The organism is Ancylobacter gelatini, from assembly GCF_022601675.1.
Classification (GTDB): domain Bacteria; phylum Pseudomonadota; class Alphaproteobacteria; order Rhizobiales; family Xanthobacteraceae; genus Ancylobacter; species Ancylobacter gelatini.
Genome location: NZ_JAKVIL010000003.1, coordinates 414,305 through 428,711, shown reverse-complemented (window position 1 = coordinate 428,711; position 14,407 = coordinate 414,305). Strand labels below are relative to the sequence as shown.

At 60.6% G+C, this 14,407-nt stretch carries 7 protein-coding genes and 2 pseudogenes; 2 read left to right on the top strand and 7 right to left on the bottom strand.

The features are described from left to right. Positions 1–211 precede the first annotated feature (211 nt). Positions 212–1,091, top strand: a pseudogene (locus MKI84_RS08120) (IS3 family transposase); the annotation flags it as partial. Here the strand turns inward: MKI84_RS08120 and traA are convergent. The 4 genes and pseudogenes from traA to MKI84_RS08100 form a co-directional block, all read right to left on the bottom strand. Continuing rightward, positions 1,076–3,985: pseudogene (gene traA / locus MKI84_RS08115) on the bottom strand (Ti-type conjugative transfer relaxase TraA); the annotation flags it as partial. The pseudogenes MKI84_RS08120 and traA overlap by 16 nt on opposite strands. Before the next feature lie 13 nt (positions 3,986–3,998). After that, positions 3,999–4,457, bottom strand: coding sequence for a tyrosine-type recombinase/integrase (locus MKI84_RS08110; protein ID WP_241618317.1), 459 nt, complete (start codon positions 4,455–4,457; stop codon positions 3,999–4,001). A gap of 717 nt (positions 4,458–5,174) precedes the next feature. Beyond that, positions 5,175–7,301 carry a DUF3363 domain-containing protein gene (locus tag MKI84_RS08105; RefSeq protein WP_241618315.1) on the bottom strand — a complete coding sequence of 709 codons (2,127 nt, stop codon included), beginning with the start codon at positions 7,299–7,301 and terminating at the stop codon, positions 5,175–5,177. A gap of 586 nt (positions 7,302–7,887) precedes the next feature. Then, a complete protein-coding gene (locus tag MKI84_RS08100; protein ID WP_214007562.1) occupies positions 7,888–8,103 on the bottom strand; it encodes a transcriptional regulator in 216 nt (71 codons plus the stop codon). A 156-nt stretch (positions 8,104–8,259) separates the two neighbouring features. Here MKI84_RS08100 and MKI84_RS08095 point away from each other — a divergent pair, with 156 nt between their 5' ends. Then, positions 8,260–8,925: a hypothetical protein gene (locus MKI84_RS08095; protein WP_241618310.1), complete on the top strand. Its 666-nt coding sequence runs from the start codon at positions 8,260–8,262 to the stop codon at positions 8,923–8,925. Between the two features lie 135 nt (positions 8,926–9,060). Here the strand turns inward: MKI84_RS08095 and MKI84_RS08090 are convergent, their stop codons facing one another. The 3 genes from MKI84_RS08090 to MKI84_RS08080 all read right to left on the bottom strand — a co-directional run bounded on the left by MKI84_RS08090 (position 9,061) and on the right by MKI84_RS08080 (position 14,071). Next, positions 9,061–11,229 carry an ATP-binding protein gene (locus tag MKI84_RS08090; RefSeq protein WP_241618307.1) on the bottom strand — a complete coding sequence of 723 codons (2,169 nt, stop codon included), beginning with the start codon at positions 11,227–11,229 and terminating at the stop codon, positions 9,061–9,063. A gap of 68 nt (positions 11,230–11,297) precedes the next feature. Next, complete coding sequence (locus tag MKI84_RS08085) at positions 11,298–12,353, bottom strand: BsuBI/PstI family type II restriction endonuclease (protein ID WP_241618305.1); 1,056 nt, start codon at positions 12,351–12,353, stop codon at positions 11,298–11,300. Further along, positions 12,350–14,071, bottom strand: a complete 1,722-nt coding sequence (locus MKI84_RS08080; RefSeq protein WP_241618303.1) for an HsdM family class I SAM-dependent methyltransferase — start codon at positions 14,069–14,071, stop codon at positions 12,350–12,352. The genes MKI84_RS08085 and MKI84_RS08080 overlap by 4 nt, the downstream gene beginning before the upstream one ends. Positions 14,072–14,407 lie beyond the last annotated feature (336 nt).

Below are 14,407 nucleotides of genomic sequence, written 5' to 3'. Positions count from 1 at the left end.
TCGCGGTCCTGATGAACGGCCCGGCAACCCGGTTGCCCCGTGCCTACGCAGGCACGGCGTTTGAGGTGAACTCGGTTCCACGATCGGAGAAGATCATGCCCGGCTTTATCCGACACTCGATCAACACCGTCCGTGCGCGCGCCACGCTGACGTTGCCGCTCCTGGCTAATCCAGCTTGAAGTTCGTTCTGGCCCAATGAGAGGACCAGAACATGAGGCGCAGCCGCTTCACGGAAAGAGCAGATCATCAGCATCCTGAAGGAGCACGAGGCCGGGGTGCCGGTCTCTGAACTGTGTCGCAAGCACGGGGTCAGTGACGCCAGCATCTACAAGTGGAAGGCTCGTCTCAGTGGGATCCACGTGTCGGAGGCCAAGCGGCTGCGGGCGCTCGAGGACGAGAACGCCAAGCTGAAGCGCATGCTCGCCGACGCCATGCTGGACAACGTCGCGCTGAAGGATCTGCTGGGAAAGAAGTGGTGACGCCCGCTGCCGAGCGCAGAGCTGTCGCCCACCTCATGGATGTCCATGGATGAGCGAACGGCGGGCGTGTAAAGCCACCGGCTTCTGCCGCATGACCATGAGATACAAGGCCACGTGCGTGAATGACGCCTCGCTGCGGGAGCGGATGAAAGCCATCGCCCAGGAGCGGCGGCGGTTCGGGTATCGCCGTCTCCACGTCCTGCTCCGGCGGGAGGGCTTCCGGGTCAACCACAAGCGGTTGTTCCGGCTCTATCGTGAGGAACGGCTGATGGTGCGCCGGCGGGGTGGCCGCAAGCGGGCCATCGGGACGCGGGCGCCGATGATGATCCCGCTGCGGCCGAACGAGCGCTGGCCGCTCGACTTCATCGCCGACCAGATGACCGATGGCCGCCGCTTCCGGATGCTGGCCATCGTGGATGACTGCACCCGCGAGTGCCTGGCCCTGGTGGCGGACACGTCGCTGTCCGGGGTGAGGGTCGCTCGCGAACTCGATCGGCTGCTGGCAGAACGCGGCCGACCGAAGTGATCGTGAGCGACAATGGCAGCGAGTTCACCTCCAATGCCATTCTGGGCTGGGCCGACGCCGCTCGGGTGTGGGCGAGTTCGCGGCCAAGACTGCGGCCGGTCTCAAAGCTGATGCCGAGTTCCTTCTTGCGAGCGGCGAGCACGGATTCGAGCTGCGGGTCGCGCTCCAGGCTCCGCGCCATGTCGCCCATCTGGTTACGGGTTGCCTTGTAGCCCGAGTAGTCGCCGTGCTCGTACTGATGCTGGCGCTGCCGGTCGAGCTTCTGCCAGCGTTCAATGAAGCGATCGGCGCGGCGCTCGGGGTCGGTACGGATTTCAGTTTCAAGCTGGAGGGCGCGGACGGCGCGGTTGACTTGGCCGCCGGCCGTCTCGTGGATGAGCTCCGGGTTCTTCTCATAGGCGGCTTCCGCATCGCGCCAGCCATAGGGGCGCACCTCCTCGAAGGCCTTGCGGGCGTCGCTGAGCTCGCGGAACTGCTGGGGCGTGCCCTGGCCGGTTGCCTCCGCCGTGGTGAGGATCGCGTCCCAGACGGAGGCGTGACGGATGAGGGCTTGTCGTCTTGCCTGACGCAGCGCCACCTCCGGATCCTCGGGAGGCTCCGGTGCGAGGGGGGCGGGTTTGGGGTTTACGTCTGCATCCGCGCCTCTTGCCTCCCGTGCCATGTCCATGGGCGGCCTTAGCGCCTTGGCAAGGTCGCGGAGTTTCGAAGGGACCTTGCGCACGATCTCCGTGAGGCGCTCGCGGAAGGTGATGCCACGGCGCTCGGCATAGTCCTGTGCCGGGTCGGGGCGTTCGTGGTCCGACGCCATGTCCTTGGCCCGGTCACGCGACAGGGTGCGCGCCAGACGTTCCCCATCGGCGAAGTCGTCGCGGCCATAGTGCAGCTCCGGGCCATCGCGGTGACGCGACAGCGCGACATAGCTGGAATGAGCGTCCATGCCGGGCGTCGCCAGCACATGGGTGCGATCGACCGTCATGCCCTGCGCCTTGTGGATGGTGGCGGCATAGCCATGGTCGATCCGGTCATAATCCTTCAGGTCGAAGGAGACGGATCGGCCATCATCGGTGCGCACCGACATGGACTGCGCGCTGACCTGCTCGAGGGTGCCGAGCGTGCCGTTCTTTACCCCGAGCCCGCGCTCATTCTGCAGGAACATGACACGGTCGCCGCTGGCAAAGGAACGCTCCCCGCGCTCCACGGTGACACGAACCTCCTCACTAAGCCCGCCGACCTCTCGCATCCGTTGGCGGGCGGCCAGGTTGAGGGCCCGCACCTCGACATTGGTGTGGGTGAGGATGATGCGGCTGCGGTCTGGTGCGGCCTGCCGGTCGCTATCCCAGCGATCGATCAGCTCGCCCCGCGCCTGCTCCCGCGTTTGCGCGGCATGCACCATGCCATTCGTCTCATAGGCCTGGATCGCATCGCCGATCTTGCCAGTCGCCAGGTCGCGCGTGGCGTCGCGCTGCCACTCCGCGCGCTGGCGGCGTACCTCGCTGATCTCCGCACCGCCATGACGCTCAACAAGCGAGCGGAAGGCGGCGCCGGCCTCGATCGATTGCAGCTGCTGCGGATCGCCGACCAGCACCACCTTGGCGCCAACGTCAGCGGCATGGGAGAGCACGCGCTCCAGCTAGCGCGTGCCGACCATGCCGGCCTCATCGATCACCAGAACATCGCGCGAGGTGAGCAGATCCCGGCCCTGGCCCCAGCCATGTTCGAGACTGGCGATGGTGCGGGACATGATGCCCGATCCGCTTTCCAGGTTCTCCGCAGCGATGCCGGACAGCGCGACGCCGCGAACCTCAAGGCCGCCCGCCTCCCAGGCCTCGCGCGCGACGCCCAGCATGGCGCTCTTCCCCGTCCCGGCATAACCGACGACGATGCCGAGATCGCGGGTGCCGGTGATGTGCGCGAGCGCATCAGACTGCTCGCCGGAGAGAAAAAGGCCGCGCTGCTCGGCACGCGTCAGCGCCGCCTCTCTGTCTGTACCTTTCACTACATGGCGTTCGCGTTCCGCCATGAGCCCGGCAGCCCTGTGCAGGCGCTGCTCAGCCTCGATCATTGCCTTGGTGGTGAAGCGATCGTCGCCGCGCCCATCCTTGCCGAGCTCGACGAGATCGGGCGCACGGCCCATCGCGCCCATCACCTCGTCGAACTGCTCGATGCCGTCGCTGTGACGGTGCGCGAACCGCGCCATGTCGAGCCGGGTGAAGGTCGATTGCTGATGGGTGATGGCGTCCAGTGCTAGCGACGCATCAGCGATGATGCGCGTGCCATTGCCGCGCGCGATCTCCCGGTGAAGCTCCGCCCGATCGGCGGCCTCGATCCCGCCCGCTTCGACGCGTTGCGCGGGCGCGCCGATCTGGCTCTGCGGCTCCAGCGCGATGCCCTGCGCCTCAAAACTGCGATGATCGATGCGCGCGTCGATATCGAGTTCGGCGAGCCGCTCATTGGCGAGCGCGGCCCAGCGCTCGCGCCATCGCTCGACCATCTCGGTCGCGTTCCACTCCCGCACCTTCGGGCCGAAGCCCTCCTCATCGACCGAGCGCATGGTGAGCATGACATGGGCGTGGGGCTTCGGCATGCCGTCCTCGCCAATATCCCAATGCACATTGAGATCGGCGACCATCCCAAGATCGACGAACTCGGATTGGACGAAGTCACGGGCGAGCTGAATTCCTTGCGCTTGGCTCATCTCACGCGGCAGGGCGAACTCGACCTCACGGGCGAGCTGCGCGTCCTTGCGCACCTCGAAGGCTTCGACGTCGTTCCACAGCCGTTCGCGGTCGCGCCACACCTCAGGCGCCCCGTCCGACAGCAGCACTTCCGAATGCACGACACCGCGCTTGGCAGAAAAATCCTGGACACGATCGATCCGCGCATCGCCCAGCCTTGAGGCCGAGCGGTAGGCCGCGGACGCCACCGCACTGGAGCCCGCCTTGCGGCCAATGATTTTGACATGAAGATGAAAGATCGCCATCGCGATCCGAACATCAGCACGGCGAAGCGCACGTCGCGGTGATTTCTGCGATCGGCCGCGCACCCAACGATGGACCCGCGAGGTCCTGCAACATCCATTTGTTCTTCGTCAGCGTGGACGGAGCCGCGCCGTCGTCCTCTATACGCGCCAGATACTCCGCAGCGATGCCGCCAAAGGTGCTCTCCGTTGCGACGGCTGCTGCGATCTTCCGGACCTTCTTGTCGGCTGAAGGATCGATACCCGAGGCCAACAGCTTCTTGGCCTCGTCGCGCAATCGTCGAGCGTCAGCCAATCCCACCGTCGGGTAAGCCCCGTGCGACAGTTTCTTTTGCTTGTTCCCGAATCGGTAGGCCTGGCTCCACAACCGCGTGCCGTTGGGTTTCACCAGCAGATAGAGCCCGCCCCCATCCGACAGTTTATATTCGCTGTCCCTGCCCTTGGCGGATCGGCAGGCGGTATCAGACAGAGCCATGACATTCGCCCTTGTTGGCTTTACCGAGGCCAACAGACGACACTCTGAGGCCAACAGCAAGGCCAACAAATTGTCGAGATACGGAGAGGCAGAGCGACACAGAGTGAGACGAAATCAGGTCAAAAAGTTCGTTTTTCCCAGCATTACCAATACGATACGAGACGCCCTGAGGTCGCCTGAAATCGTTCGAAAAAGGGAAATGGTGCCAGGGACGGAATAAAAGTAATAGAACAATCAATTGAAATAAATAGCACACGAAAAAATATTTTTACAATAGATTCAACAATAATACCAACTCTTCTATACCGCACCGGATGCGATTTCCATCTCTTTTATACACCTCAGTTCGCCACGTCAATTTTACTACGATTTTTCCGCACCCAATTTGTTCTTTTCAACCTGAATGAAGGCGGGCTAATCCCACACCCTTTCGTAGCGGGTTTAGCGCAACGTTGGAGGCGTCATGGCTAGCCTAGCAAGGAGGACGAGCGACGTTACCGCTCATAATCGGCCTTCCGCGATGGTCAGCCCTGCCGGTCCGCCGTGGCTGGGTCAAGGCCGGAGCCACATGAGCGGTGGCGCGAAGCGCCAGCCTTGACGCTGTCGTGGCGGACCGGCCTACTGGTTCTTCGCGGTAGCTCTATTCCTGTGAATTGGGACGGTCGTCCAACCGCCCGCCACCCCAATTTAGAAACCGCCGCCACTCGAAAGCTCGACCTAAAGCCCCAACCCTCGATTGCGGACAAGGCTCCACTCAACACCGCCATCGCGGGAGATGCCGGATATGTGCCGGCCGATCTGTTTCTCCAGCACAGGCTGCCACGGTACGAGCTGGAAGCCGAGACCATCGTCAATCATAGCGAAGCGCCCGCTGACGAGATTGACCGAGCCGGCGAGCCGGCCGGACACATATTCGCCCGGCTGGCTCGGGGTGTAGGCAAGGCCGCGCTCCGCCGCCATGGCACGTCCGACGCGCTCGACCTCTACTTTCTCAAGGCGGGCGAGGATGTCGCGCGGCGCGCGGACGGTGCCGTTCTCCAGTCGAACAGCATGACCCTGATCGACGAGGCTCTGGCGACGTCGCTCCAGCGCAACGCTCACCTCACCCCCAAAACCCGCGTCGGACAGCTCGGTGCGCTGGCGCGAGGCTAGTTCCCGATCGAGCCAGGTCGCGCCGTCGCTGGCGACCTGCTGGTCGAGATCGAAAGCAGAGACCGGGCGGACTGCGAAGTCCTTCCGCTCGGTTCGTGCATCGTGGGCGATGCCGCGCTCGGGCAGGTCGTCTGGAATCTTCCAGTGGTCGGCGTCGATGCGCTCGACATGGCCGGCGCGGCGCAGCGCTTCCAGCCGGCGTACATGGGCGCGGATGAAGGCATCCGGTTCGCCGCGCTGCTGTTCGATCGCCGGGCGCGCTAGCTCCAAATGCTCGCTCGGCCGGTATATGCCGCCGCTTCGCTCGGCCATGGTGGCGATGTTGAGGTCCGCCGGGCGTGGGTCGAACCTTGTCGGCAGCGGGTCGAGCGCGACGATGTGGCCGCGCTTGATGTCCTCCAGTCGGGAGACGTCGCTGGTCTCGACATGATGGGTGCGTCCGTCCACGCCATCGATGACCAGATAGAACAGCTCTCCCATCTCATCGCCGGCCAATCCCTTGTCGAGTACTCGTCCGACTAGGGCATGGGAGATGCGATTGCCATGGGTGACATACTGCACGGCGCCGCGCTCGTCAGCGAGCCCGTGATCGGCCAGCGCGCGGTGCATGGTACGCAGGATATCTTCGCGCTCACCCATCGCCCGAAGGGTGCTCTCGGCCCGCTCATTGATGGTCCAGCGTCCCGGCTCGATCTCCTCGGCGACGCCGAAGCCCTCCAGCCGCTTCACCCGGTCGATCAGAACATGCCGATTGGTCCGCACGAGATAGCTCTCGCCAGCGTCCGGCCGCAGATCGAGGACACCATGTTCGCGCTGCTCGGCCATCATCATCCGGTCCAGTCGGGTGACACGGTCGGCGTCCACCTCATGGCGCAGCTTGTTCTGCAACTCGACCTCGGTCTGCGGGCCAAGCTCCAGCGTCATCAGCTCGCTCGCCCGATGACGAATGCCATGGGCGATGTAGTCACCGGCGATGTTGAGGATACGGCCATCGTCGAGCACGCCTCGCACGAGGATATGGCTGTGCGGATGGCCAGTGTTGTGGTGATCGACGGCGATCCAGTCCAGCTTCGTCCCGAGGTCACTCTCCATGTGCCGCATCAGGTCACGGGTGAAGCGCTTAAGGTCGCCCAGCTCGGCAGCATCCTCCGGCGCGACGATGAAGCGGAACTGATGGCGATCCTCGCCGCTCCGCTCGACGAAGGCCCTGGCGTCGACCTCGTCACCAAGCGCCGAGTAGGCGCGGCCCTTCTCGCCGTCGCGGGTTACGCCGTCGCGTTCGAGGTAGCGCAGATGCGCACCGACCGCGTTGACCGACACCGCGCCGCGCATCTTCGGGCCGCGCGCGCTCTTCCCCTTCCCGGCGAGCCTCACCACCCGCGCCTTCACAACGACGCGGCGGGAGCGGAACCGGCCTGAGGACCCCGACTGCCAGCCGCCACTGTCGCGCGGCAGCGACGCCATCGCCTTCGCGCCGCGACCGCGTGCGTTGGACCGGCCGCTACCGCCTCCTTCCCGCGCAACCCCGCCACCGGACCACGCGCCGCCGCCGGCATGGCGCGCGGCGATCAGCGCCTGCCGGACGAAGGGCAGTTCCTGCGTCTTCAGCGGCGTCCCCCGGCTTCTGGGGCGTCCCGGCTTGATGCGGAAATCGTTCTCGTCGCGGCGTGTCATGACCGCAGGTTTGGCCACCAAAGCCCGTCCCACAAGTCGAAAATAACTCGATCAAAGTATAGTGTGGAAACGTCGGCTATGGCGCGCGGCCGGCGAAGCGCACATTGCGGGTGCACACGAAAGTCGACGAAATATCAATCCCTTGAATGACCGTCGCGCAAAGCTCTACCTTCCACGAAGTCACTTAGACCCGTTTTCCGGAACGGAAAACAACGTGCAGACAACAAATTAAGGGCGTAGCCGGCGCGGATTGAAAATCCGCTTTATCTTGCCCTCAATCCCTTCTAATCTGCCAATGTCGCACATAAACGATCAACGTATGCCGAATGTACTACGAAGAAGCAACCGAGAAACGCTGACGGCGGCCCGAGCCAACCTACGACGCGCTAACGCCGCCCCGGCTGCTACAGCCTGCTTGGTAGGGGGCTATTGATGCCGCGAGTTCGCGGTCAAAGGGCGATTCTGCCACAGTCGCGCTGCCGTCGAGCCTGCACTGAAGATGCCGATAAGTGCCCGATGCTGTGCAGAAACTTTGCAGCGAAACTGCCGTCGAGCTGCGCCGATCCCGCAGTTTCTCACCGAACTAGCTGCAACCAACGCGGCCTTATTCGGATGCTGATGGTTTGCGGAAGCGCACGCCGACACCGCCGCCGTTCTCCGGAATGAATTCGATGCCGGCGGCTTCGAGGGCGTCCCGCATCGCTGAGACGGTTGAAGAACGAAGCTGTTCACCGCGTTCGAAACGCACGATCGTCTGCGTGGAAATAGAAGCCTCGCGAGCGAGATCGAGCACTCCCCACGTCAACGCCGCGCGCGCCATCCTGCACTGCGCCGGGGTCACGAAGTCACCATAATATGGTGATTTTTATTGTTCATCGAGCTACAGAAGTGTACCTTTGGTGACTCATGACGGCCGAACGCGTGTTTGCACCACGTGCCCGGCCTGACCACACCCAAGCTGAGTGGAGCTCGGATCATGGCTGATTCTGAGATTAGCACGAGTCTGTCCCGACCATCCCGGAGGGACGTTCTCTCTGCCACCCTGATGACGATCGGCGTCACTTCCTTCAGCAGTTCGCCTGCGGCCGCGCCGCAAGATGGCCGCGCGAGGGATGCGGCTGAACTTGCATGGAATGCGTGGCGCGCCGCGCATCGGCGAACGCTCGCCCTGTGTCGGAAACAGCAAGCTCTGGAGTCCGAACTCGCGCGGACGATCGGCTTTCCGCAGGCGGTTCTGGCTGCAGCCGAACTGCCATCACCGGTGCGCATCAACTCCTTGTGGCAGTTCGATGAGCTTGCGGCCGATTTGCCGTCGCTTCGCACGCGGCGCCCTGAAGTCGCGGAGGCGCTGCGCGCACATCAGCAGCGCTGGGACGACGCGGATTGCGCCATCGGCTACACCGTCGCTCGGCAGGAAGAGGAGGCGGCTTCCGACTTAGAAGAGCACCTGATGAAGGAGGTTCTTGCAGCGGAGGCCACGTCTCTGCGTGACCTCTCCGCGAAGCTCGACGTGCTGATCGCCGTCGGGGCGGATGGCGCTGAGGGGCGGCATTTCCCATGGCCCGAGCTGCGGCGCATCCGCAGAGATGTTGCACGCTTAGTGCAGCTGCAGCCTCACGATGCTATCGCCCTCACTGTTTGAAGCAGTGCTCCGATGCCAGTGCAGGAAGTGGGGGTGCGGACGCTAGAACGCCCGATGCGGTGTAATGGCGCGTCCACTGCGATTAATGCACGAGACTTTGCAAGGGAAGAGGGTTAGCTTTAGGACCAGTCCGGGCTAGGGGACCAGCATCAGCACATCCTGATAGAGCTTGCGAAGATGGTCATCGGCCATGTCCAAAATGGGTTCGTACATGAACGAATTCAGGTGGATATTCTCAGGCGTCATCAGCAAAACTCGCTGAACCGTCTTCACCGTAGCCGGCGACGAAGCTCCGCTGGCTTGATAAAGCTTCAGTAGCTTCGGGGTCTGATTTGCACTGATAGAGTTGGTGGCGGCAGGGTTTGCTACCTTGGAAACCATATATGCTTCGCACTTCAAGCGCGAAGCAATCGATAACACGATCTTATGTTCCAAATTTGCGGCAGTGGCGGCTCCGAGACAGACAGCGGCTTGCGAGTGAACCGTATCGATAACCCTAGCGGCAGGCTGCCCCCAGGTGCCCGCGCCTCCAAAAACCCTGCTATAAATCGCATCCAGATCCGCTTCCGTAATGGACGCTGAATCAGCCTTCCAATGGAGCAATGAGGTCAGCTTCACATAGTCGGGGTCGGTGATACCCTTTGTGAATTCTATAAGATTTCGGATGAAGGGGATCGAAGCGATCCGCTTGTTCGCATCCGTAAAGAACGCTCGTTTCCAGTCATTGACGAAAACATTCTGGATGCCAGTCGCTTTACCGAGCTGGATCACACCAGCCGATTTCGAAGCCATGTAGCAATTCGGATAGCCTACAAAACGGCTGCATATCGTACGGTAGAAATCGAAATTATGAGTCAAAATGAGCTGCTTGAATAGACCGCCGTCAGCGATATCCTTGAGGTACTCGATGATCGCGTATTTATTTTTATAGTCAAATGAATCCGCGATATCATCCACGATTAATATCGTTGTTTGCCCCGCTTTCAGGCGAGCTTCTATTTCGAATATGATATTGAGAACGTAGAGTGCCTTTTTCTCGCCAGTGCTCAAAATTTCGATGAGCGAAGCACGCTCGACCTGGGCAGAGTCTCCCCCGTCTTCGAACGTAAAGCCAAGCGTCAGGATGGGCTCCTGGCCGAGAATGACCGACACGCGGTTCTTGGCAGTGAGCTTGAAGGGGACAAAGAAGCGGTCATTGAAGATATCAATGACCTCTTCCCACTGCGTGCGCTCTTTGGCTGCCTGCTCCTCGATTTCAGTCTTGCGCTTCTCGGCCGCCTCATATTTTTCGATCAAGTCGTTATAGGAAGCTTCATTTGCCTTGATGTAGGCTTTCCACAGGTCCTCTTTCAGCTGGTCCGTATTGGCAAGACGAGGCAAAATATCCTCGTTATCGGAAAGATATTGCTCGAAATCTCGTACGGACGCATTTTTAGTTATAAGCTTTTCTATCTCGCCGTACTTTTTACGTAGATCGGCATCGGAGGAAATTGCCTCCTTCTCCTTAGCAATGATATCGGCGAGCTGTTTTTCGTCCGTAATCTCAACAATCGTGTCGGCGTTAAGCCGGATCGTATGACTAGCTTTAAAAAAACCATTATCGGCTAAGCTTTTGGCAATTGTCGATGCATTGTAATAATTAAACGTTCCTTTCTTGAAATAGGTTGACGCCCCTAGAAGCTCGTTGTATTTGCGAATGTAGTCTTCTATGGCCGTCTTAAAATCTTTGGTTCCAAGAAACTGGATAACCTTCTCGTCAAACAGAGTATCATACTTGACATTCGCGAGGGGCGACTCGTCTTCGGCAGCTATTTCTCCCTTGATACGCAGTAGGGCTTTAAAGAGCTGATTGTCGCTGGAGCCGAACGCTAGCGATATCTCCTTCTCGACATCCTTCTTGGACGACGACTGAGCTTTTACAGACTTGAGGAAAAAATCCTTTGCGACGCCAATCGCCTCATGTAGCTGCTCATACTCTTTCCGGAGAGTTGCGTTAACGAGCAGCGTTGACGTTTTTTCGGAGTGCGAAAAAACCTCATCATACGGCTCGATGACCAAGATGCTGTCGGCTGCGACAGAGTCAGAGTTTTGATCCGTGATCGATCGGTGGCTTTTCCGTCCAGGGAAAATCCTGTCACCTGACTGCTTTCCTGCTGCAAGATCCCTAAATGTCTTTGCGAGAGACGATTTCATCGCTCCATTTGGCGCATAAAGCGCGATTGCATTAGTATCGGTATAATCAAATTCTTGCTTTAATTTGCGAATGCCGTAGCAATAGCTCAGATCGATATTGAGTTTATCCACGAGCCCCCCCTGCGTTTTGCGCATTATATTATATTGTCATTGCCGCTCTACGCGGTCTGATCCGGCAGCTATAGTGAGCTTCTGCCCGATGCAAGCTGAATAAGACCTGTAGGTTCGGATTCAAACCAAGCATAGCTTCCCCAGGCGAGGGCGCCGACAGTCTTCTTAAAGGGCGAGCCGCTGCGATCGAGATACGCCGTCACATAGGCGATGTGCTCCACCGGGAATCCTGCTTCGCGAGCCAAGTCAGCGAGCGCGTCTTTGCGCCTCTCGTTGATCGGGCCATCGGTAGCCACAGCTTCGACGAACACCAGCAGCGGATGCTCCGGCGCCAAATCGACCAAGATGATGTCAGGAAGGTTCTTATCTGCCTTGATATTCAAACCGATCACCTTGGCGAGCTCATCATCCCGTGCCACGACCTTGTTGCCGCTCTCGCTAAGGAATACGACCGCCGCCTTGCCTAGGAAGCGCGGGGCAAACACCTCGATCACAGCCTTGGAGATCTTGGAGCTAGGCCCCGGCTTGAGCTTGCGGGTTTCTCCGCTGGGGAATGTGACGAGCACATGGTCACCGCCGGCGGCCGCACCACGCCTTACAATCGCGATCCGAGCGAGTGCGCCCGGCGTCAGGTACTTCGCCTGCCACGCCGAAATCGCCTCCGCCAGTGCAGAATCGGTTAGTCCGGGATCGAACAGCGCAGCAAACGCGGCCTGAAGCATATATCGCGGCTTACCGGAGGTCGTCGGAACGCCTGGCTTCTCAAGGGCTGCTCCGAGCACAACCAATCCTTCGCGGAGGGTCTCGTCCCGGATAGATTCTCGGCTGTTATCAGCATACCACTGCTCGCCTGGTGCTCGGCCGCTCGGCTTCATCACCTGCACACTGTAGGCAGTCCTCTCAGCTGGGGTCGTCATCCCCTCTTGAATGTCGCTGAAGCGGTAGACGTGCTTAGGTGCTAGCCAGGTCTCAGTGCCCTCGATCGCGCCAATATAAAGGCCAACGAAGATGGTGCATGCTGACAGCTCGCGGGTCAGATAATTTCGCTCCGGCGTCCCGGCCGGAAAGATCATCGGTAGCCGCTCGTGAACGACGTTGAAGGGTGGCAGGGCGGGCAAGCTCATGCGTCGGTGCCGAAATAGAGAGCGTTTAGAGCGCTCTCGACTGCCGGGGCAGGTGAGCCGATCTTCAATAAACGCTCTACGCTGCGCATTTGCTCAATGGTCGGTAACGGCAAGGCCTCCAACTCGAAGGCCGACACGGCAACGCTACCGCTGATGCAGCGGAATGCCTGGTCCGCAGCCCGGCTGTTGAGAATGGCTGCAACCGCCCTCGGCGAAACCTTAGGAGAGCCGCTGAGAGGCCGAACCATGTTTAGATGATTTTCTACAATAACCGCGCCATGCTGCGTTATGAGCTCCTGAGGCAGCTCGGCTGCTATCAGCCTGCGCGCCTGCTCTTTTGCTGTGGTGCGCTGAATTAGGACGCAGGCCTGTGTCACCTTCAACCAGTCGTCAATCGGCGTCGCTTTAAAGAATGGCTGGTGATTGCGCTTATCGGCTTTAAACGTGAACCGGCCATCTGCGGACACCGCCTCGGCCCAAATCAGTGGGAAATGGCCCTTTCCCGCTTTCGGCCGGAGCTGATCTTTGAACCGGTTCCATACTAGCGGTCCGGTTGAGATCTTGTATCCCCAATCGGCGAATCTGGTCGGCATCTTCGCCAATTGCTCAATCAGTCGCTGCTGCCCTGGTTCCCGCGGCGCTAGCCACGGATCCGTGGCGTCGTCGGGCAGTCCGAACTTACCGGCATGGGTGACGTCGAAGCTATCGCTATCGACGATGTCCAAGAAGTGGACCGTTGCCCGGCGAGAGCGCCCCCCACGTTTGTAGGTTGAGAGCGCAGCTTCCTGAAGGACGTCCTCGAACACCCCCTTACGCGCTGACACGAAATCGATCGCCACGGGAGGCGCCTCTTTGGCGAGCAGCCCTCGAAGGGCCTTGAAATATTCTCCAGCAAGGAAGCTGGTGGGAGTGACGTAGGCCACTACGCCTCCCGCGCGGGTCCAGCGAAGTGCCAGGTCCGTGAACACTCCATAGAGGTTGGCATGCCCGTATAGCCCGCGCGAGTAGCGCTCGCGCTGCGCGGTCGTCAATTTGATCCGGCCGTAAGGCGGATTGCCGATGATCAGGTCATAGCCGTCCTTGGAATTAGGATTCTGCTCAAGACTATCCCCAACGGTGACGATAGGTGGGAACGACAGGCCTGAAGCGGCCGCCTCATCTGCAAAAATCGCCTCCAGCCAGATCTGTGTGAGCCAAGCTGCGAAGGGGTCGATTTCAAACCCACGCAGATGCGTCGCCAAGTGCTCGATAAACGCCGCGGATGTGAGCCATGGCATGGCCCGACGCATGCGCAGCGCCACCGGCAGCAGAAACGCTCCGCCACCACAAGCTGGGTCAAGCACCCGGGCAGTGGTCCAATCGGTGCCGGCCTCGGCCGCCATGTCCAACAGACGTTCGGTCAGCGCAGGCGGGGTGTAATAAGCGCCCCACTCGCTGCGCAGCGACGTGGGCAACAGTGCGGTATAGGTGGCGCTGATCTGATAACAGGCCTGCAAGGGTTGCAGGTTAGCGGCTGCTCGGCCCAGCGTTGCCGCCAATTCGGCGGCGGATGAGGTCAGCTGATAGGGGACCGCCAGCTTTAGCGGTGACACCTGCAAGTTTCTGCCAAGAGCCTTCCCATGCGACTCGACGTATGCGCGAATTGCTTCGGCGACAAAGGCCCATGCTGCCCCTTGGCGACGGCGATCGTCAATCTGCTCAGCCCAGGCGCGCGCCATGACGCGACCTTCCTGAAGGCTGCGCGGAGCATCCGTGACCTGGGCAGCGGGAAGCCGAGCGCGCTGCAGGAGGAGGGCAGATCGTTTCATGTCACGGGGATCCTACCGCAACGATTTCGCTCTTGCACGGATTAAGAACATAGAATGAACAAATCTTGGCGAATCCCAGTGAGCACGCCTGATGCTTGAGTTGTCAATCTCCTTGGCCTCTAGCAAAAATGCAATCAGCATGCGCCGCGTGATCCCAAAAACGCGCTAACAAATTTAAGCTTCACGCTGCATCCGCATTTGAGGATCGTGACGATCTGATTGTCCCAAACCGGACGTTCCGAACGT

Excerpts from the sequence above, each read along its gene's own strand:
- MKI84_RS08110 (WP_241618317.1), bottom strand. The coding sequence starts at position 4,457 with ATGGCTCTGTCTGATACCGCCTGCCGATCCGCCAAGGGCAGGGACAGC.
- MKI84_RS08100 (WP_214007562.1), bottom strand. The coding sequence starts at position 8,103 with ATGGCGCGCGCGGCGTTGACGTGGGGAGTGCTCGATCTCGCTCGCGAG.
- MKI84_RS08095 (WP_241618310.1), top strand. The coding sequence starts at position 8,260 with ATGGCTGATTCTGAGATTAGCACGAGTCTGTCCCGACCATCCCGGAGG.
- MKI84_RS08085 (WP_241618305.1), bottom strand. The coding sequence starts at position 12,353 with ATGAGCTTGCCCGCCCTGCCACCCTTCAACGTCGTTCACGAGCGGCTA.
- MKI84_RS08080 (WP_241618303.1), bottom strand. The coding sequence starts at position 14,071 with ATGGCGCGCGCCTGGGCTGAGCAGATTGACGATCGCCGTCGCCAAGGG.